Origin of the sequence: Pseudomonas sp. rhizo66 (assembly GCF_031931925.1) — a bacterium.
Classification (GTDB): Bacteria; Pseudomonadota; Gammaproteobacteria; order Pseudomonadales; family Pseudomonadaceae; genus Aquipseudomonas.
Window position 1 is genome coordinate 94311 of the sequence record NZ_JAUJWZ010000004.1, and the last position, 18784, is coordinate 113094.

The window sequence follows — 18784 nt, forward strand, 5'->3', positions numbered from 1 at the left end:
AATTTCGAAGTTTGCTTAGTTAAGCTGTATGCGCCTAGGTTAGTTGCCTGTCGAATAAAAAAGATCGGTGCCAAGTCGACCAGGCTTGTGGCCGATATCAGCGCAACATGTGGGAAAAAAGACCAGAAGGTTTTTTCAGGCAAAAAAAAGCCCCGCCAGACTGACGGGGTTGAGGTACGAGCGTGTGGCGCTCGAAAGGGTGCAGCAATCGGCCCTCCGTTGCCGGAGGGCCGATCGAGTTACAGCAGGATCGTGCGGATGTCCGCCAGCAGGCTGCCCAGACGCTGGGTGAAGCGTGCGGCGGCGGCGCCGTTGATCACACGGTGATCGTAGGACAGCGACAGCGGCAGCATCAGTTTCGGCTGGAAGGCTTTGCCGTCCCAGACTGGCTGGATGGTTGCCTTGGAAACACCGAGGATCGCCACTTCCGGCGCGTTGACGATCGGCGTGAAGCCGGTGCCGCCAATGTGGCCGAGGCTGGAAATGGTGAAGCAAGCGCCCTGCATGTCGTCAGCGGTGAGCTTCTTGTCGCGGGCTTTGGCGGCCAGCGCAGCGGCTTCGGCTGCCAGTTGCAACAGGCTCTTCTGGTCGACGTTCTTGATGACCGGTACCAGCAGGCCATCCGGGGTGTCGACGGCGAAGCCGATGTTCACGTATTTCTTGCGGATGATCGCCTTGCCGCTTGGCGCCAGCGAACTGTTGAAGTCCGGCAGCTCCTTGAGCATGTGCGCGCACGACTTGAGCAGCAGCGGCAGGATGGTCAGCTTGACGCCGGCCTTCTCTGCAACGGCTTTCTGCGCGACGCGGAAGGCTTCCAGCTCGGTGATATCAGCCGAATCGAACTGAGTCACGTGCGGGATGTTCAGCCAGCTGCGGTGCAGGCTCGACGCGCCGATCTGCATCAGGCGAGTCATCGGCACTTCTTCGATTTCGCCGAAACGGCTGAAGTCGACGACCGGGATCGGCGGGATGCCCGCGCCACCGGTTGCGCCCGCTGCAGCGGCCGGTGCTTCCTTGGCCTTCTGCATCATCGCTTTGACGTAAGTCTGCACGTCTTCTTTGAGGATACGACCGTGCGGGCCGCTGGCGCCGACAGCGTTCAGCTCGACGCCGAACTCGCGGGCCAGTTGACGCACGGCTGGGCCGGCGTGAACCTTCGCGCCTGGCTTGGCCGGTGCGGCGGCTGGAGCGGCAGCAGCAGGTGCAGCGGCAGCCGGAGCAGCAGCGGCAGGTGCCGGAGCGCTCGGAGCTGCGGCAGCTGGAGCCGGGGCAGCAGCAGGCGCTGCGCCTTTGACTTTCAGCTTGAGGATCAGGTCGCCGGTACCGACTTCGTCATCCAGCTTGATGGAAACGCTTTCCACCACGCCAGCGGCAGGCGATGGGATTTCCATACTTGCCTTGTCGGATTCCAGAGTGATCAGCGACTGGTCGGCTTCAACGGTATCGCCCGCCTTGACCAACACTTCGATGATCTTGGCTTTGCCAGCCGAGCCGATGTCCGGAACGTGGATGTCCTGAACGCTGTCGGCAACCGGAGCTGCTGGCGCGGCTGCCGGAGCAGGCGCAGCGGCAGCCGCCGGTGCAGCAGCCTGGGCCGGAGCGGCAGCCGCAGGGGCCGCAGCACCCGCCACTTCCAGGTCCAGAATCAGGTCGCCAGTGCCGACTTCGTCATTGAGCTTGACGCTGATGGCCTTGACCACGCCAGCGGCAGGCGACGGGATTTCCATGCTCGCCTTGTCCGATTCCAGAGTGATCAAAGATTGATCAGCTTCGACGGTGTCGCCGACCTTGACCTGGATCTCGATGATCTGCGCCTTGCCCGACGAACCGATGTCCGGCACGTGCACCTGCTGAACCGAAGCGGCAGCAGGGGCAGCGGCTGGAGCAGCGGCAGCAGGCGCGGCAGCCGGTTTGGCTTCAGCTTTTGCAGCAGGCGCAGCGGCAGGAGCAGGGGCCGCTTCAGCGGCGCCCTCGACTTCCAGCTCGAGCAATTCGTCGCCTTCTTTCAGACGGTCGCCCAGCTTCACTTTCAGGCTTTTGATGACGCCGGCTTTCGGGGCCGGCACTTCCATGCTGGCCTTGTCCGATTCCAAGGTCAGGATGCTCTGATCGGCTTCGATACGGTCGCCGACCTTCACAAACAGTTCAATTACTTCACCTTCACCGCTGCCGATGTCAGGTACGCGAATGAGTTCGCTCACAAAATGTCTCCTCAGCAGTCCAGTGGGTTGCGTTTTTCCGGGTCGATGCCGAACTTGACGATGGCCTCAGCCACGACTTTAGGTTCGATATCACCACGGTCAGCCAGTGCTTCCAGGGCTGCCAACACCACGAAATGACGGTCGACTTCGAAGAAATGACGCAGTTTCTTGCGGCTGTCGCTGCGGCCGAAACCGTCGGTGCCCAGGACTTTGAATTCCTTGGACGGTACCCACTGACGGATCTGCTCGGCGAACAGTTTCATGTAGTCGGTAGAGGCGATGACCGGACCTTTACGGCCGTTCAGGCACTCTTCGACATAGCTCAGCTTAGGCTTCTGGCCAGGCTTGAGACGGTTGCTGCGCTCTACGGCCAGGCCGTCGCGACGCAGTTCGTTGAAGCTGGTAACGCTCCACACGTCAGCGCCGACGTTGAACTCTTCACGCAGAATCTTCGCCGCTTCACGGACTTCACGCAGGATGGTGCCGGAGCCCATCAGCTGGACGTGGTGCGCCGCATCGCGGGTGTCTTCTTCGAGCAAGTACATGCCTTTCTTGATGCCTTCTTCGGCACCGGCCGGCATGGCTGGCTGCTGGTACGACTCGTTCATCACGGTGATGTAATAGAAGATGTCCTGTTGCTCTTCGGTCATCTTCTTCATGCCGTCCTGAATGATCACCGCCAGCTCATAGCCGTAGGTTGGATCGTAGGTGCGGCAGTTCGGGATGGTCGCGGCCAGCAGGTGGCTATGACCGTCTTCGTGTTGCAGACCCTCACCGTTCAGGGTGGTACGGCCGGCGGTGCCGCCGATCAGGAAGCCACGGGTGCGGCTGTCACCGGCAGCCCAGGCCAGGTCGCCAATACGCTGGAAGCCGAACATCGAGTAGAAGATGTAGAACGGCAGCATCGGCTGGTTGTGGCTTGAATACGAAGTACCGGCAGCGATGAACGAGCTCATGGCGCCTGCTTCGTTGATGCCTTCTTCAAGGATCTGACCTTTCTGGTCTTCCTTGTAGAACATCACCTGGTCTTTATCGACTGGCTCGTAGAGCTGGCCAACGGACGAGTAGATGCCGAGCTGACGGAACATGCCTTCCATACCGAAGGTACGGGCTTCGTCCGGGATGATCGGGACGATGCGCGGGCCGATTTCCTTGTCCTTGACCAGTTGCGCGAGGATTCGCACGAAGGCCATGGTGGTGGAAATTTCACGGTCGCCGGAACCATCGAGGATGGCTTTGAGGGTGTCCAGATCCGGAGTCGGTACGCTGAAGCTCTGTGCGCGACGCTGAGGCACGAAACCGCCCAGGGCTGCACGACGCTCGCTGAGGTAGCGGGCTTCGGCACTGTTTGGCTCCGGCTTGAAGAACGGCAGGTTCTCCAGCTCTTCGTCCTTGACCGGGATGTCGAAGCGGTCGCGGAACAACTTCAGGCTGTCGACGTCGACTTTCTTGGTGTTGTGCGCGGTGTTCTTCGCTTCGCCGGCACCGGTGCCATAACCCTTGATGGTCTTGGCGAGAATGACGGTTGGTTGTTCTTTGTGGTTGACCGCTTCGTGGTACGCCGCGTAGACCTTGTACGGGTCATGGCCGCCACGGTTGAGTTTCCAGATCTCGTCGTCGGACAGATCGGCAACCATCGCCTTCAGTTCAGGCGTGTTGAAGAAGTGTTCACGAACGAACGCGCCGTCTTTGGCTTTGTAGTTCTGGTACTCGCCGTCGATGACTTCGTCCATGCGACGTTGCAGGATGCCGTCGACGTCTTTGGCCAGCAGTGGGTCCCAGAAGCGGCCCCAGATGACTTTGGTCACGTTCCACTGAGCACCGCGGAACACGCCTTCGAGCTCCTGGATGATCTTGCCGTTGCCGCGAACCGGGCCGTCGAGGCGCTGCAGGTTGCAGTTGATGACGAAGATCAGGTTGTCCAGCTTCTCGCGGCCGGCCAGGGAGATCGCGCCCAGGGATTCCGGCTCGTCGCACTCGCCGTCGCCCAGGAAGCACCAGACTTTCTGTTTGCCCGGCTGGATGAAACCGCGGTGTTCCAGGTACTTCATGAAGCGTGCCTGGTAGATCGCCTGGATCGGACCCAGACCCATCGATACGGTCGGGAACTGCCAGAAGTCAGGCATCAGCCAAGGGTGCGGATAGGACGACAGGCCCTGACCGTCGACTTCCTGGCGGAAGTTGTTCATCTGGTCTTCAGTGATGCGGCCTTCCATGAACGCACGGGCGTAAACGCCTGGCGAAGTGTGGCCCTGGAAGTAGATCAGGTCGCCGCCGTGTTCGTCGGTCGGAGCCTGGAAGAAGTAGTTGAAGCCGATGTCATACAGGGTCGCACTGGAAGCGAAGCTGGAGATGTGACCACCCAGGTCAGAATCTTTCAGGTTCGTACGCATTACCATGGCCATCGCGTTCCAGCGTACCAGCGAGCGAATGCGGCGTTCCATGAACAGGTCGCCAGGCATGCGTGCTTCGTGGGTTACCGGGATGGTGTTGCGGTAAGGCGTGGTGATGGCGTAAGGGAGCTGCGAGCCGCTGCGGGTCGCGAGTTCGCCCATACGGGTCATCAGATAGTGAGCACGGTCTTCGCCTTCTTTGTCGAGAACCGATTCCAGGGCGTCCAGCCATTCCTGGGTTTCGACGGGATCGAGGTCTTGCATGGCTTGCTCCAGGGCGGAAAGGCTTCCAGAATCGGTTGCCTGAGTTTGCGACTGGCCTTGTGGGCAGACGATTTAAAATTCTTGGATTGCCGATAGGTTGTTCCGGCGGCGTGTAGTTTTACTACAAATCTTCCGGCATTTCAGCCTTTCGAATGTATAGACGAGTAGTAAAACTACAGAAGAATGGCTTGTGGCCTCCGGCTGCGTTGTGAGAATAATCGTTAAGGTTGGTCTTTTACCATCCGAAAAAGGTGAAACTTTGATGTTCGCTGCCAACGAGAAAGAAATTTCAGCTATTTCTAACTTTTGTTCGACAGTCCTTCGGGTAGCGGCTTTTCACCAAACACTACAAGCGGCCATTTACACGCCGATCAAGGATAGACCATGACCCTGCCCGTGCTTGCCGAACTGCCTGCCATTCTCCTGCCGTTGGTCACTCGATCCGAGCAGTCGTTCCGTACGGCTGTCGCCGCGCTGGAAGACGATCACGGCTTCTCGACCTGGACGCCAGAACGCTGGGCGCAGTTCGCCCGCGTCACCGCCGCCAGCGAGTTTGTCATTGAACAGAGCGTTCGTGACCCTTTGATGTTGTTGTCGCTGGTGCAGTCCGGCGAACTTGATCGGCCGTTCGCGCCGGGTGAATTGTGTGCGCAGATTGCGGCCGCCGTGAACGCCGCGCAGAGCGAGGATGAACTCGGTCGCGCCTTGCGTCGCCAGCGCGCCCGCCACCAAGTGCGGATCATCTGGCGCGACCTCACCCGCCAGGCCGATCTGGTGCAGACCTGCCGGGATCTCTCGGACATGGCCGACGCCACCATCGACCAGGCCTACCAATGGTTGTACAGCCGCCATTGCGAACAATTCGGCACGCCGACCGGCCGCCGCAGCGGTCTGGCGCAGCAGATGGTCATCCTCGGCATGGGCAAGCTCGGCGCGGTCGAGTTGAACCTGTCTTCGGACATCGACCTGATCTTCGCCTACCCCGAGGGTGGCGAGACCGTTGGCGTCAAGCGCTCGCTGGATAATCAGGAATTCTTCATCCGGCTCGGCCAGCGCTTGATCAAGGCGCTCGATCCGATGACGGTCGACGGTTTTGTGTTCCGTGTCGATATGCGCCTGCGCCCGTACGGTTCGTCCGGCGCGCTGGTATTGAGTTTCAATGCGCTGGAGCAGTATTACCAGGATCAGGGCCGTGACTGGGAACGCTACGCGATGATCAAGGCGCGGGTGGTGGCCGGCGATCAGGTCGCGGGCGCGCAGTTGCTCGACATGCTGCGGCCGTTCGTTTACCGACGTTACCTGGACTTCTCGGCGATCGAAGCGCTGCGCACCATGAAGCAGCTGATCCAGCAGGAAGTGCGGCGCAAGGGCATGGCTGACAACATCAAACTCGGCTCTGGCGGTATCCGCGAGGTCGAGTTTATCGCGCAGGCTTTCCAGCTGATCCACGGTGGCCGCGATCTGAGCCTGCAACAGCGTCCTCTATTAAAGGTGCTGAGCACGCTGGAAGGGCAGGGTTATCTGCCGCCGGCGGTGATCAGCGAATTGCGCGAGGGCTACGAATTTCTGCGTTACACCGAGCACGCGATTCAGGCGATTGCCGACCGTCAGACCCAGATGCTGCCGGATGGCACGCAGGATCAGGCGCGCATTGCCTTTATGCTCGGCTTCGCTGACTGGGACAGCTTCCACGAAAAACTGATGTTCTGGCGCGGTCGCGTGGCTTGGCACTTCGCCCAAGTGATTGCCGATCCCGATGAAGATGAAGGCGCCGAAAGCGAAGTGGTGGTCGGCGGCGAATGGCTACCGCTGTGGGAAGAGGCGCAGGACGAAGAGGCCGCGTGCCGGCAGTTGGAGGAGGGTGGTTTCGCCGATGCCAGCAAAGCCCTGAAAGCGCTGGCCGGATTGCGCAGCAGTCCGCAACTGCGGGCGATGCAGCGGTTGGGACGGGAGCGGCTCGATGCTTTTATCCCGCGTCTGCTCGCTCAGGCTGTGGAACACGCCAACCCGGATCTGGTGCTTGAGCGCGTGCTGCCGCTGGTTGAAGCGGTGGCCCGGCGTTCGGCTTATCTGGTCTTGCTGACGGAAAACCCCGGCGCCCTGCGGCGCCTGCTGACCTTGTGCGCAGCGAGCCCGTGGATCGCTGAGCAGATCACCCGCTTCCCGCTGTTGCTCGACGAATTGCTGAACGAAGGTCGCCTGTTCAAGCCGCCGCTGGCGCCGGAATTGGCGGCTGAATTGCGCGAACGTCTGACACGGATTCCCGAAGACGACCTCGAGCAACAAATGGAAGCCCTGCGCCATTTCAAACTGGCGCACCGCTTGCGCGTGGCGGCGTCGGAAATCGCCGGCAGCCTGCCGCTGATGAAAGTCAGCGATTACCTGACCTGGCTGGCCGAGGCGATTCTTGAACAAGTGCTGGCCCTGGCCTGGCGCCAGACCGTGGCCAAGTACGGCACGCCGCTGCGCACCGACGGCACCTTGTGCGATCCCGGCTTCATCATTGTCGGTTATGGCAAAGTCGGCGGCCTGGAACTGGGGCATGGTTCGGATCTGGACCTGGTGTTTATCCACGACGGCGATCCGCAGGCGGAAACCGACGGGCCGAAGTCGATTGATGGCGCGCAGTTCTTCACGCGCTTGGGGCAGCGGATCATTCACTTGCTGACGGCGCAGACCAACTCCGGTCAGCTCTATGAAGTGGACATGCGTCTGCGGCCATCCGGTGCTTCGGGGCTGTTGGTCAGTTCGCTGGGGGCATTTGCGCGCTATCAGGAAAATGAAGCCTGGACGTGGGAGCATCAGGCGTTGGTGCGGGCGCGGGTGCTGGTCGGCAGTCAGGATGTCGGCCAGGCGTTCGAGAAAGTCCGCGCGCAGGTGTTGGGCAAGGCGCGCGATCTGGCCAAGTTGCAACAGGAAGTCAGTGAGATGCGCGCGAAGATGCGCGATAACCTCGGCACCAAGAGCACCGCGGCCGGTACGGCGGCAAATGCCTTCGACGCCACGGCGCCCTTCGACCTCAAGCAGGACGCCGGAGGTATCGTCGATATTGAATTTATGGTGCAATACGCGGCTTTGGCGTGGTCGCAAAGCCACCCGCCACTGCTGCGCTGGACCGATAACATCCGCATTCTGGAAGAGCTGGAACACGAAGGGCTGATGCCTGCCGAAGATGCCAGCCTGCTGCGCGAGGCCTATAAAGCCTACCGCTCCGCCGCTCACCGGCAGGCCTTGCAGAAGGACGCCGGGGTGATACCGGGCGACCAGTTTGCCGACGAACGCCGGCAGGTTTTGCGGATATGGAAAGAGATGGGGCTAAGCTGAAACAAGCCAATGAAGGCAATGAGATTCAAGAGGTGGGAGCGAGCCTGCTCGTGAATGCGGAATGTCAGTCAACATCAATGTTGAATGTGTCGGCCCCTTCGCGAGCAGGCTCGCTCCCACAGTAATCTGCGCTGAAACGCAGATATTGAAACAGATGCAAAACCCTGTGGGAGCTGGCTTGCCAGCGATAGCGGAGTATCAGACGACAATAATGTTGAATGTGAAGACCCCATCGCGGGCAAGTCCGCTCCCACAGTAGATCTACAGTGTTTGTAGAATTCTCGAGGCGGGGAGGCGTAAATGCCTCCCCGGTTCGTTTATGGAAACCACATGAATATTCTGATCGTTGGGCCCAGTTGGGTCGGTGACATGGTGATGGCGCAGACACTGTTTCAGTGTCTCAAGCAGCGCCACCCGCAATGCGAAATCGACGTGCTGGCCCCTGAATGGAGCCGGCCGATCCTTGAGCGCATGCCCGAAGTGCGCAAGGCCTTGAGCTTCCCGCTCGGCCACGGCGCGCTGGAACTGGCGACGCGTCGGCGCATCGGCAAATCCCTGCGCGGTCAGTACGATCAGGCGATCCTGCTGCCCAACTCGCTGAAATCGGCGCTGGTGCCGTTTTTCGCCGGCATCCCGAAACGCACCGGCTGGCGCGGCGAATTCCGCTACGGCCTGCTCAACGATGTGCGCACCCTCGACAAAGAACGCTATCCGCTGATGATCGAGCGTTTCATGGCCTTGGCCTATGAAGCCAACACCGAATTGCCGAAGCCGTATCCGCGTCCGAGCCTGCAAATTGACCCGGTGACCCGCGAAGCGGCACTGGCCAAGTTCGGCCTGAGCCTCGACCGCCCGGTGTTGGCGCTGTGCCCCGGTGCCGAGTTTGGCGAATCCAAGCGCTGGCCGTCCGAGCACTACGCCAAAGTCGCCGAAGCACGTATTCGCGAAGGCTGGCAGGTGTGGCTGTTCGGTTCGAAGAACGATCACGCGGTCGGTGAAGATATCCGCGCTCGACTGATTCCTGGTCTGCGTGAAGAATCGGTCAACCTCAGCGGCGGCACCTCGTTGGCCGAGGCCATCGACCTGATGTCCTGCGCCGACTCGGTGGTCTCCAACGACTCCGGCCTGATGCACGTTGCCGCTGCGCTGAACCGTCCATTGGTCGCCGTCTACGGCTCGACCTCGCCGGGTTTCACCCCGCCGCTGGCCGAGCACGTCGAAGTGGTCCGCCTGGGTCTCGATTGCAGCCCGTGCTTCGACCGTACCTGCCGGTTCGGCCATTACAACTGCCTGCGCCAGCTGATGCCGGACGCGGTCAACGATGCCTTGCAGAAGTTGCAGGGCTCTGTGGTCGAGGTTCATTAAGTTGCGGGTATTGCTGATCAAGACTTCATCGCTGGGCGACGTGATTCATGCGTTGCCGGCGCTGACCGACGCCGCCCGGGCCATTCCCGGAATCAAGTTCGACTGGGTGGTGGAAGACGGCTTCGCCGAGATCCCGACCTGGCACCCGGCCGTTGGCAAGGTGATTCCGGTGGCGATCCGCCGCTGGCGCAAAAACATCTGGAAAACCATCACCAGCGGCGAGTGGAAACGCTTCAAGCAAAGCGTGCGCGCCAATAAATATGACTTGGTGATCGACGCTCAAGGTCTGCTGAAAAGCGCCTGGCTGACCCGCTACGTTAAAGCGCCGGTGGCCGGCCTCGATAAAGGTTCGGCCCGCGAGCCGATGGCCTCGCGTTTCTACGATCGCAAACTGGCCGTGGCCCGTGGTCAGCACGCCGTCGAACGTGTGCGCCAACTGTTCGCCATCGCGCTGGGCTACGACTTGCCTAAAGGCTTGGGCGATTACGGCTTGAACGTCGAACGTCTGGTCGAGTTGCCGCGCAAAAATGCCTTCGTGGTGTTCCTGCATGGCACGACGTGGGACACCAAACACTGGCCTGAAGCCTACTGGCGCGAGCTGACCGAACGCGTCGGCTATCTCGGCGTCGGCGTCAAACTGCCGTGGGGCAACCCGCAGGAAAAGGCCCGCGCCGAACGCATCGCCGCCGGTTTCAAGCACGCCGAAGTGCTGCCAAAGCTGAATCTGGCCGGTGTCGGCAAGGTCCTCGCCGGCGCGCAAGCCTGCGTGGCGGTGGACACCGGGCTCGGCCATTTGGCTGCCGCGCTGGACGTGCCGACCATCTCGCTGTTCGGCCCGACCAATCCTGGCCTGACCGGCGCCTATGGCAAATTGCAGATCCACCTGGCCAGCGACTTCCCGTGTGCGCCGTGTCTGCAAAAGAAATGTACCTATCAACCGACCGCGCAGGATGCCCGTCAGTTTGACCTGAAGCGTGAACAGCCGCTGTGCTTCACGCGTCTGAACCCCGAGCGTGTCGCCAGCCGACTGAGCACGTTGTTAATGGCTGAGGAGCTGCGCTGATGCAATTGGCATTCGTCCTGTACAAATATTTCCCGTTTGGCGGCTTGCAGCGCGACTTCATGCGCATCGCCCTCGAATGCCAGAAGCGCGGTCACCAGATTCGCGTCTACACGCTGATCTGGGAAGGTGATGTGCCGCCCGGTTTCGAGGTGCTGGTGGCGCCGGTCAAGGCGTTCTTCAATCATCGCCGCAATGAAAAACTCAGCGCGTGGATGGCAGCGGATCTGGCCAAGCGTCCGGTCGATCGCCTGATCGGTTTCAACAAGATGCCGGGTCTGGACGTTTACTACGCCGCCGACGGCTGCTTCGAAGACAAGGCGCAAAACCTGCGCCACTCTCTGTACCGTCGCTGGGGCCGCTATCGCCACTTCGCCGAATACGAGCGCGCGGTGTTCGCCAAAGACGCGAAGACTGAAGTGCTGATGATTTCCGAAGTGCAGCAGCCGCTGTTCATCAAGCATTACGACACGCCGCTTGAGCGCTTCCACCTGCTGCCACCGGGCATTGCCCAGGATCGCCGGCGTCCGGCGAATGCCGATGAAATTCGCGCCGGTTTCCGCGCCGAATTCAATCTCAAGGACGACGAACTGCTGCTGGTGCAGATCGGCTCCGGGTTCAAGACCAAAGGCGTCGATCGCAGCCTCAAAGCACTGGCCGCATTGCCCACCGAACTGAAGAAACGCACCCGGCTGTTTGTAATCGGCCAGGATGACCCCAAATTGTTCCAGATGCAGAGTGCGACATTGGGGCTGGGCGATAACGTGACGTTCCTCAAGGGGCGCAGCGATATCCCGCGTTTCCTGCTCGGCGCCGATCTGTTGATCCACCCGGCTTACAACGAAAACACCGGCACGGTGTTGCTGGAAGCGCTGGTCGCCGGCCTGCCGGTGCTGGTCAGCGCGGTCTGCGGTTACGCCCATTACATTGCCGAGGCGAATGCCGGGCGAGTGCTGGACGAACCGTTCGATCAGGCGCAGCTGACGCAATACCTGACCGACATGTTGCATGACGACGCTGCACGCGCGGCCTGGAGCCGCAATGGTCTGGCCTTCGCCGAGACGGCCGACCTCTACAGCATGCCGCAGCACGCGGCCGATGTGATTCTGGCGGAGCACGCTTAATGAAGTTGATGCTGGCTGAACCGTTCAAAAGCCTTTGGGCCGGACGCGACCCGTTCGCCGAAGTCGAAGGCTTGCAGGGCGAGGTATACCGCGAGCTGGAAGCCCGCCGGACACTGCGCACGGAAGTCGACGGCAACGGATTCTTCGTCAAGATCCACCGTGGCATCGGCTGGGGCGAAATCTTCAAGAACCTGCTGACCGCCAAGCTGCCGGTGCTCGGTGCGGGCCAGGAGTGGCAGGCTATTCAACGTCTGCAGGAAGTCGGCGTGCCGACCATGACCGCTGTGGCTTACGGTGAGAAGGGCAGCAACCCGGCGGATCAGCACTCGTTCATCGTCACCGAAGAACTGGCGCCGACCATCAGCCTCGAAGACTTCAGCATCGATTGGGTCAAGCAGCCACCCGAGCCTAAGCTCAAGCGCGCGCTGATCGCCGAAGTCGCACGCATGACCGGCATGATGCACCGCGCCGGCGTCAACCATCGCGACTGCTACATCTGCCACTTCCTGCTGCACACCGACAAACCGGTGACGGCAGAAGATTTCAAACTCTCGGTGATCGACCTGCACCGTGCCCAGACCCGCGCGAAAATCACGCAGCGCTGGCGCAACAAGGATCTGGCCGCGCTGTACTTTTCCGCGCTGGACATTGGCCTGACCCGCCGCGACAAATTGCGTTTCCTCAAGGGCTATTTCCAGCAACCGCTGCGCCAGATTCTGGCCGAAGAAGCGCCGCTGCTGAACTGGCTTGAAGGCAAAGCGAGCAAGCTCTATGCGCGTAAGCAGCGATACGGGGATGCGCTCTGATGGCGGGTTGGACTCTCGAGCCGCAATACAGCGAACTCGCCGAAGATTTTGGCAGTCTCGAAGCGGTATTTGCGTTGCAGGGCGAGCGCCTGACCCGTGATCCGCTGTCGGAAGTGATTCGTGTGCAGCGCAACGGCGTCAATTATTACGTCAAACGCTATGTCGGCGCCGGTAAAGGCTTGCGCCGTTACCTCGGCAAGCCGCGAGTGAAGATGGAATGGCAGAACCTCAAGCGCTTCGCCAAGTGGGGCATTCCCACCGCTGAAGTGGTGGCTTGGGGCCTGGAACGACGTGGCGCGGCGTATGATCGTGGCGCCATGATCACTCGCGAATTGCCCAACACCGAAGACCTTTCGGCACTCGCCGAGCGCAAGGATCCGAAACTCAAGGATCGCGCCTGGGTCGACGGCGTCAGTCGGCAGCTGGCCGGTTATACCCGGACGATGCATGATCACCGATTTACCCATAACGATCTGAAATGGCGCAACCTGTTGATCGATGAGCAGGCGCGGATATTTCTGATCGATTGCCCTAACGGCGAGTTCTGGCGCGGCTTCTGGCTCAAGTATCGGATCACCAAGGATCTGGCCTGTCTCGATAAACTCGCCAAATACCACCTGTCCAATACCCAGCGCCTGCGCTTCTATAAGCAATATCGCCAGTGCGATCGGCTTGATGGCGCCGACAAGAAACGGATTCGGCACGTGGTGAGATTTTTCGAGGGACGTGAATGACTGATTTTCTCGCTGCTGAAGACCGCGCACTGCTTGAGCGCCATGGTCTCGGCACTTTCGACGCACTGTGGGCCAAGCAGCTTGAAGCTGTGGACGAGCCCAATACCGCCCGTGGCGGCTGGAGCAGCGTCTTCCGTCTGGACCTGGAAGGGCACGGCTATTACCTCAAGCGCCAGAGCAATTATCTGACACGCACCTTGCACGCGCCTTTTGGCGAGCCCAGTTTTGCCCGTGAGTTTCGCAATATCAGCCGCTATCGCAAGCTCGGTATCCCGGCGCTGCAAGCGGCGTTTTTCGGTGAGCGCAAGGTTGACGGCGAAGTCCGCGCCATCCTGCTGACCCGGGCGCTGGATGGCTGGAGCGATCTGGAGTCGCTGCTGCAGCGTTGGGCTCAGCTGAGTGCCGCGCAGCAGTCGGCCATCCTCAAGGCCTGCGGGTTGCTCGCGCGGCATCTGCACGGTGTGCGGCAGGTGCATGGCTGCTTCTATCCCAAGCATATTTTTCTGCGAGCCACCGGTGACGGGTATCAGGCGCAATTGATCGACCTGGAAAAGACCCGGCCGTTGTTGTTCGGCATGCGCGACCGGATCAAGGATCTGGAACCGCTGCAACGCCGCGCGCCGGAATGGAGCGAGGCGCAACTGCGTGAATTGCTGGCGGCTTATCTCGATCAGCCCACCGATAGCTCGCTGCTGGATAGTTGGCTCGCGCGGCTGACCGCGCGCCGCACTCACAAGGAGACCCGCTGATGCAATTGTCCGAGCTGGCAGGTGTCGGGCGAGTCCCGCAACTGCCGCTGACAGTAACTCTGGCCGATGCCGCCGGCAGTGCTGATCTGCAATTGCTGACGCTGCTGCGGGTATTGCCGGGGCAGCGTTACGTCGGCGCGGGTGTCTGGCGCGGCCGTCCGGTGTTGGCCAAATTGCTGGTCGGCAGCAAGGCTGCCCGGCATTTTCAGCGTGAGCTGGAGGGCGTGCGCTTGTTGGCTGCGCAAGGCCTGACCACACCGCTGCTGCTGGCCGATGGCTTGCAGAGTGGCGAGGGTGGCTGGCTGCTGTTCGATTTCCTTGAAGGTGCCGAAAGTCTTGGCGATGCCTGGGCGAAAGTCGAGTTGTTGCCAGTGCTGGCTGATGAACAATCGGCGGTGCTGGCCGAGGCGCTGGGCGCTATTGGCCAATTGCACGGCAAAGGGCTTTGGCAGGAAGACCTGCACCTGGACAATCTGCTGCGTCACGGCGGCCAGTTGTACTTGATTGACGGTGCCGGGATCTGCGCAGAAACCGCCGGCCAGCCGTTGTCACGGCAAAAAGTCCTGGAAAATCTCGGGGTGTTTTTTGCCCAGTTACCCAAGGCGCTGGAGCCGTTCACTGAAGAGCTGCTGGTGTATTACCTGTTGAGCAACAGTGAGCACGCGTTGCCACTGGAGGCCTTGCAGAAGCAGATCGACAAAGTGCGGCGCTGGCGTTTGAGAGACTTCCTGATCAAGGTCGGTCGCGAGTGCACGCTGTTCAGCGTGCAGCGTGGCGCATTCGCTCTGCGCGCGATTCGTCGCGAAGAAGAGTCAGCCATGCTGCCGGTGCTGGAGCAGGCCGATGCGTTGCTCGATCAGGGCCATCTGTACAAGACCGGTGGCGCGGCGAGCGTCGGCAAGGTTCAGGCCGGTGCACGCACGCTGGTGATCAAACGCTACAACATCAAAGGGTTTGCGCATTGGCTCAAGCGTTTCTGGCGGCCGAGCAGGGCCTGGCATTCGTGGCGTGAAGGCAATCGCCTGGCGTTCCTCGGGATCGCCACACCCAAGCCGCTGGCGGTACTGGAGAAGCGCTTTTTGTGGCTGCGCAGTCGTGCGTATCTGGTGACCGAGTTCCTGCCCGGGCCGGACATCATCGAACGCTTTGCGCCCTATGTTGAAAGTGGCGAAGCGCCTGAGGCGGAGTTGCAGGCACTTGACCTGTTGTTCGCTCGACTGATTGACGAGCGCATCAGCCATGGCGATTTCAAAGGGCACAATCTGTTCTGGCAGCACGATCGCTGGGCGCTGATTGATCTGGACTCGATGTGCCAGCATGGATCCGCCGGCAGTTTCGCCCCGGCCTATGCCCGTGACCGTGCGCGATTCATGCGTAACTGGCCCGAAAGCAGTGCGCTGTATCGCATTATTGATCAGCGTTTGCCGAAAGAAATTTCCCACACGGTCTGAATCAAACCAGTACAGCAATAGGGACAAGATTCAGCGACTTGTCCTACAGCTTCTCCAGATGCCATGAACTGTGCCAGGTTCAGCCCCGATGCTAATTTGCCCAACGACCTTGGAGGGCGAATCTTGACCATCAAACAGGCTGCAACGCTGAGTATATTTTCATGGGTTCTGGCTGGCTGCGGCAGCGCCATGACCGTCCTGCAGGACGATGCCGACGTGGCGCGGGACATGCGCAAGCAAAAAACCTACTGCCAGTCCATTCCGCGGATTTACAGCGGTCTGGCCTTCGATTTCTGCGTGTTGAACGCGCCCCCGGATCCCAGCGGATTCCTGGTACCTTTCGTGCTGCTGGATCTGCCATTGTCCGGTGTATTCGATACAGTAGCGTTGCCCTATACGGTTTATCGTCAGGTCACCGACGGCAATCTTGCTATTTATTGGCGCAGGAGCGGTTACTGAGTAGCAGGGCAAGGTTTATCAAAACCATTCACCCGGGGACAATCGCACAGGGTAATTCCCCACTCGTTTACGCTATAATCCCGCCCTTTAGCTGTCACTCGCCCTGCGCGAGGGCACATCAATTTTCAAGGCGCATCGCGCCTGCACGCAGACTAAAGAGGCTAGACCCCTGTGGCATTGACGATTCTTGGCCTGTCCGGCGCCCTTAGCCATGACCCTTCAGCAGCCTTGTACATCGACGGCAAGCTGGTGGCGGCGGCTGAAGAAGAGCGCTTCGTACGCGATAAGCATGCAAAGAACCGCATGCCCTACGAATCGGCGAAGTTCTGTCTTGAGCAGGCCGGCATCAAGCCGTCCGACGTTGACGTAGTCGCGATCCCGTTCGCCCCGATCAGCCTGTTCGGCAAGGCGCGCTGGCACTACGCCAAGCGTTACTGGTACGCGCCGGATCGCGCCCTTGATGCGATCCTGATGGGCAACCGTCGCTACAAGCGCTACCGCAACAAGATTGTCTGGTGCCTGGAACAACTGGGTTTTGATCCGAAGAAGATCAAGATCGAACCGGTCGAGCATCACCTGGCTCACGCTTCCAGCGCCTACCATTGCTCCGGTTTCAAAGAGAAAACCGCGATCCTTGGTATCGACGGCAAGGGCGAATACGCCACGACCTTCTTCGGTTACGGCGAAAACGGCAAGATCCACAAGATCAAGGAATTCTTCGATCCGGACTCTCTCGGCGGCCTGTATGGCGCGATCACCGAGTTCCTCGGTTTCGAGATGCTCGACGGTGAGTTCAAGGTCATGGGCATGGCGCCGTACGGCGATGCCAGCAAGTACGATTTCTCGCGTCTGGCCTCGTTCGAAAACGGCGAACTGGTGATCAACACCGACTACGCTAACGTTATCGGCCTGCGTCGTTATAAAGAGAAGGGCAAAGGCTTTTACTTCTCGCCGAAGCTGATCGAGTGGCTGGGGCCGAAACGCGAAGGCGACATCGCTGACGAACCGTACATCCACTACGCCGCGAGCATGCAAGCGCTGTTCGAGAAGCTGGCGTTGCAGATGATCGACTACTACCTGGGCGACGTGCTCAAGGAAACCGGCAAACTGGCCTTCGCCGGTGGCTGTGCGCTGAACGTCAAACTGAACCAGAAAATCATTGCCCGCGACGACATCAAGGAACTGTTCGTGCAACCGGCGTCCGGCGATGCCGGTACGGCGGTCGGTGCCGCTGCCTACGTGTCTCACGCCCGTGGTGTGCCGGTCGAGAAGATGGAACACGTTTACCTCGGCCCGTCGTACAGCAACGAGGACGTGATCGCCGCCTGCGCCCGTCATGAGAACAAGCCGACCTGGCGCAAGCTCGACAACATGCCGGAACAGATTGCCAAAATCATGGTCGATGGCAATCCGGTGGCCTGGTTCCAGGGCCGTATGGAGTTCGGTCCGCGTGCACTGGGTGGCCGATCGATCATCGGTTGCCCGAGCGTGGCCGGCGTGGCCGACCGCATCAACCATCAGATCAAGTTCCGCGAGCGCTGGAGGCCTTTCTGCCCGTCGATGCTCGACACCGTTGCACCACAGATGATCAAGATCGATCATCCGGCGCCGTTCATGACCTTCACTTTCGAAGTGGCGGAAGAGTGGAAGACCCGTGTGCCGGAAGTCGTTCACGAAGATGGCACTTCTCGTGCCCAGGTTCTCAAGCGTGAATACAATCCGCGTTACTACGACATGATGAAGGCGCTGGAAAACCTGACCGGTAACGGCGTATCGCTGAACACCTCGCTCAACCGTCGTGGCGAACCGATGATTTGCTCGCCGACCGACGCGCTGAACATGTTTTTCGGTTCGGATCTGGAATACCTGATCATGGAAGATATTCTGGTCGTAAAAGAGGGTGTGAAAGGATACGAACTTGACTGAAACACTGATCAGCGTCGTCATTCCGGTCTACAACTACGCGCGAACCCTGCCACGTGCAGTGGAGTCGGTGTTGGCGCAACTGGATGAAGCGACGGCGGATCTGCTGGTCATCGACGACGGGTCGACAGACGATACGCCTGAGGTAGTGGAGAAACTCCTGCTCAAGCATGGTGGGCGTTTTCGCGCGCTGCGTAAAAGCAACGGCGGATTGTCATCGGTACGCAATCGGGGTCTCGAAGAGACAACCGGGCGGTACCTGATATTTCTCGACTCCGATGACGAAATGGCTCCTGGGGCGTTGGCTGCGCTTTCGCAGCACATTGCCAGACATCCAGACAGCCTAATGGTCATCGGTGCACACTGGTCGGTGTTTGCTGACGGGAGACGCAGCTTGCAGGCGGCCAAACCGCTGCCTGTGACGGCCCGCCAGCGCCTGCAGGGCTACCTGCTGAACAAGACGGTATCGATTTCCAACGGTGCCTGCGCGATGCACCGCGAGGTGTTCGCTCCGGGCAATTACCCGGAACATCTGCGCAATGTCGAGGATCTGCCAGTGTTTGCCCAAGTGCTGGCGCGTTACCCCTGCACCGTTCTGGACAAGCCTCTGGCGCTGATCTACAAACACGCCGACAGCATGCGCCATGATTTGCGCCAAAGCCTTGCTGCCGGTACCGAGCAGGTCGTCAGCGAAGTGTTCTCCAGTCGGCGCATGCCCGAAGAAATGCGTGATCTGCGCCAGGCGTTTCTGGCTCAGCGCTGTTTGTCGCTGTTTCGCGACTGTTATTCCCATGGCGAGTACAAACTGGCCAGGTCGTTCTATTTCCAGGCTTTGCGTGCAGACTGGCGGACGTTTTCGCGTTGGTCATACACCCGCAAGGCTTTGCGGTTGCTGTTTCGGTAAGCGGGTCGCGGTGATCTGCGCGTACCT

The 18784-nt window shown here is 60.3% G+C and carries 13 protein-coding genes; 11 read left to right on the forward strand and 2 right to left on the reverse strand.

Annotated elements, in window-relative coordinates; genetic code table 11:
* Positions 1 to 239: 239 nt before the first annotated feature.
* Both aceF and aceE read right to left on the reverse strand, forming a co-directional pair.
* On the reverse strand, positions 240 to 2201 hold the full coding sequence (aceF, locus tag QZR14_RS06325; RefSeq protein WP_311996141.1) for a dihydrolipoyllysine-residue acetyltransferase: 1962 nt from the start codon (positions 2199 to 2201) through the stop codon (positions 240 to 242).
* An 11-nt stretch (positions 2202 to 2212) separates the two neighbouring features.
* Entirely contained in the window at positions 2213 to 4858 is a 2646-nt protein-coding gene (aceE, locus tag QZR14_RS06330; protein ID WP_123448340.1) for a pyruvate dehydrogenase (acetyl-transferring), homodimeric type, read from the reverse strand.
* Positions 4859 to 5242: 384 nt separating this feature from the next.
* Here aceE and glnE point away from each other — a divergent pair, with 384 nt between their 5' ends.
* The 11 genes from glnE to QZR14_RS06385 all read left to right on the forward strand — a co-directional run bounded on the left by glnE (position 5243) and on the right by QZR14_RS06385 (position 18757).
* On the forward strand, positions 5243 to 8182 hold the full coding sequence (gene glnE, locus QZR14_RS06335; RefSeq protein WP_311996142.1) for a bifunctional [glutamate--ammonia ligase]-adenylyl-L-tyrosine phosphorylase/[glutamate--ammonia-ligase] adenylyltransferase: 2940 nt from the start codon (positions 5243 to 5245) through the stop codon (positions 8180 to 8182).
* Positions 8183 to 8512: 330 nt separating this feature from the next.
* On the forward strand, positions 8513 to 9547 hold the full coding sequence (gene waaF, locus QZR14_RS06340) for a lipopolysaccharide heptosyltransferase II (protein WP_311996143.1): 1035 nt from the start codon (positions 8513 to 8515) through the stop codon (positions 9545 to 9547).
* A gap of 1 nt (position 9548) precedes the next feature.
* On the forward strand, positions 9549 to 10610 hold the full coding sequence (waaC, locus tag QZR14_RS06345) for a lipopolysaccharide heptosyltransferase I (RefSeq protein ID WP_311996144.1): 1062 nt from the start codon (positions 9549 to 9551) through the stop codon (positions 10608 to 10610).
* The gene (locus tag QZR14_RS06350; RefSeq protein WP_250602884.1) at positions 10610 to 11731 is read left to right on the forward strand and encodes a glycosyltransferase family 4 protein; all 1122 of its coding nucleotides are present in this window, start codon (positions 10610 to 10612) and stop codon (positions 11729 to 11731) included. Before waaC ends, QZR14_RS06350 begins: the two co-directional genes overlap by 1 nt.
* Positions 11731 to 12537, forward strand: coding sequence for a lipopolysaccharide core heptose(I) kinase RfaP (gene rfaP, locus QZR14_RS06355; protein ID WP_250602885.1), 807 nt, complete (start codon positions 11731 to 11733; stop codon positions 12535 to 12537). Before QZR14_RS06350 ends, rfaP begins: the two co-directional genes overlap by 1 nt.
* Positions 12537 to 13271, forward strand: coding sequence for a lipopolysaccharide kinase InaA family protein (locus QZR14_RS06360; protein WP_250602886.1), 735 nt, complete (start codon positions 12537 to 12539; stop codon positions 13269 to 13271). Before rfaP ends, QZR14_RS06360 begins: the two co-directional genes overlap by 1 nt.
* Positions 13268 to 14020, forward strand: coding sequence for a lipopolysaccharide kinase InaA family protein (locus QZR14_RS06365; RefSeq protein WP_311996145.1), 753 nt, complete (start codon positions 13268 to 13270; stop codon positions 14018 to 14020). The genes QZR14_RS06360 and QZR14_RS06365 overlap by 4 nt, the downstream gene beginning before the upstream one ends.
* Entirely contained in the window at positions 14020 to 15471 is a 1452-nt protein-coding gene (locus QZR14_RS06370; protein ID WP_311996146.1) for a lipopolysaccharide kinase InaA family protein, read from the forward strand. Before QZR14_RS06365 ends, QZR14_RS06370 begins: the two co-directional genes overlap by 1 nt.
* 123 nt (positions 15472 to 15594) lie before the next feature.
* The gene (locus QZR14_RS06375) at positions 15595 to 15930 is read left to right on the forward strand and encodes a YceK/YidQ family lipoprotein (protein WP_311996147.1); all 336 of its coding nucleotides are present in this window, start codon (positions 15595 to 15597) and stop codon (positions 15928 to 15930) included.
* A gap of 171 nt (positions 15931 to 16101) precedes the next feature.
* Positions 16102 to 17856: a carbamoyltransferase family protein gene (locus QZR14_RS06380; RefSeq protein ID WP_250602890.1), complete on the forward strand. Its 1755-nt coding sequence runs from the start codon at positions 16102 to 16104 to the stop codon at positions 17854 to 17856.
* Complete coding sequence (locus QZR14_RS06385; RefSeq protein WP_311996148.1) at positions 17849 to 18757, forward strand: glycosyltransferase family 2 protein; 909 nt, start codon at positions 17849 to 17851, stop codon at positions 18755 to 18757. Before QZR14_RS06380 ends, QZR14_RS06385 begins: the two co-directional genes overlap by 8 nt.
* Positions 18758 to 18784 lie beyond the last annotated feature (27 nt).

Excerpts from the sequence above, each read along its gene's own strand:
- aceE (WP_123448340.1), bottom strand. The coding sequence starts at position 4,858 with ATGCAAGACCTCGATCCCGTCGAAACCCAGGAATGGCTGGACGCCCTG.
- glnE (WP_311996142.1), top strand. The coding sequence starts at position 5,243 with ATGACCCTGCCCGTGCTTGCCGAACTGCCTGCCATTCTCCTGCCGTTG.
- waaF (WP_311996143.1), top strand. The coding sequence starts at position 8,513 with ATGAATATTCTGATCGTTGGGCCCAGTTGGGTCGGTGACATGGTGATG.
- QZR14_RS06350 (WP_250602884.1), top strand. The coding sequence starts at position 10,610 with ATGCAATTGGCATTCGTCCTGTACAAATATTTCCCGTTTGGCGGCTTG.
- rfaP (WP_250602885.1), top strand. The coding sequence starts at position 11,731 with ATGAAGTTGATGCTGGCTGAACCGTTCAAAAGCCTTTGGGCCGGACGC.
- QZR14_RS06360 (WP_250602886.1), top strand. The coding sequence starts at position 12,537 with ATGGCGGGTTGGACTCTCGAGCCGCAATACAGCGAACTCGCCGAAGAT.
- QZR14_RS06365 (WP_311996145.1), top strand. The coding sequence starts at position 13,268 with ATGACTGATTTTCTCGCTGCTGAAGACCGCGCACTGCTTGAGCGCCAT.
- QZR14_RS06370 (WP_311996146.1), top strand. The coding sequence starts at position 14,020 with ATGCAATTGTCCGAGCTGGCAGGTGTCGGGCGAGTCCCGCAACTGCCG.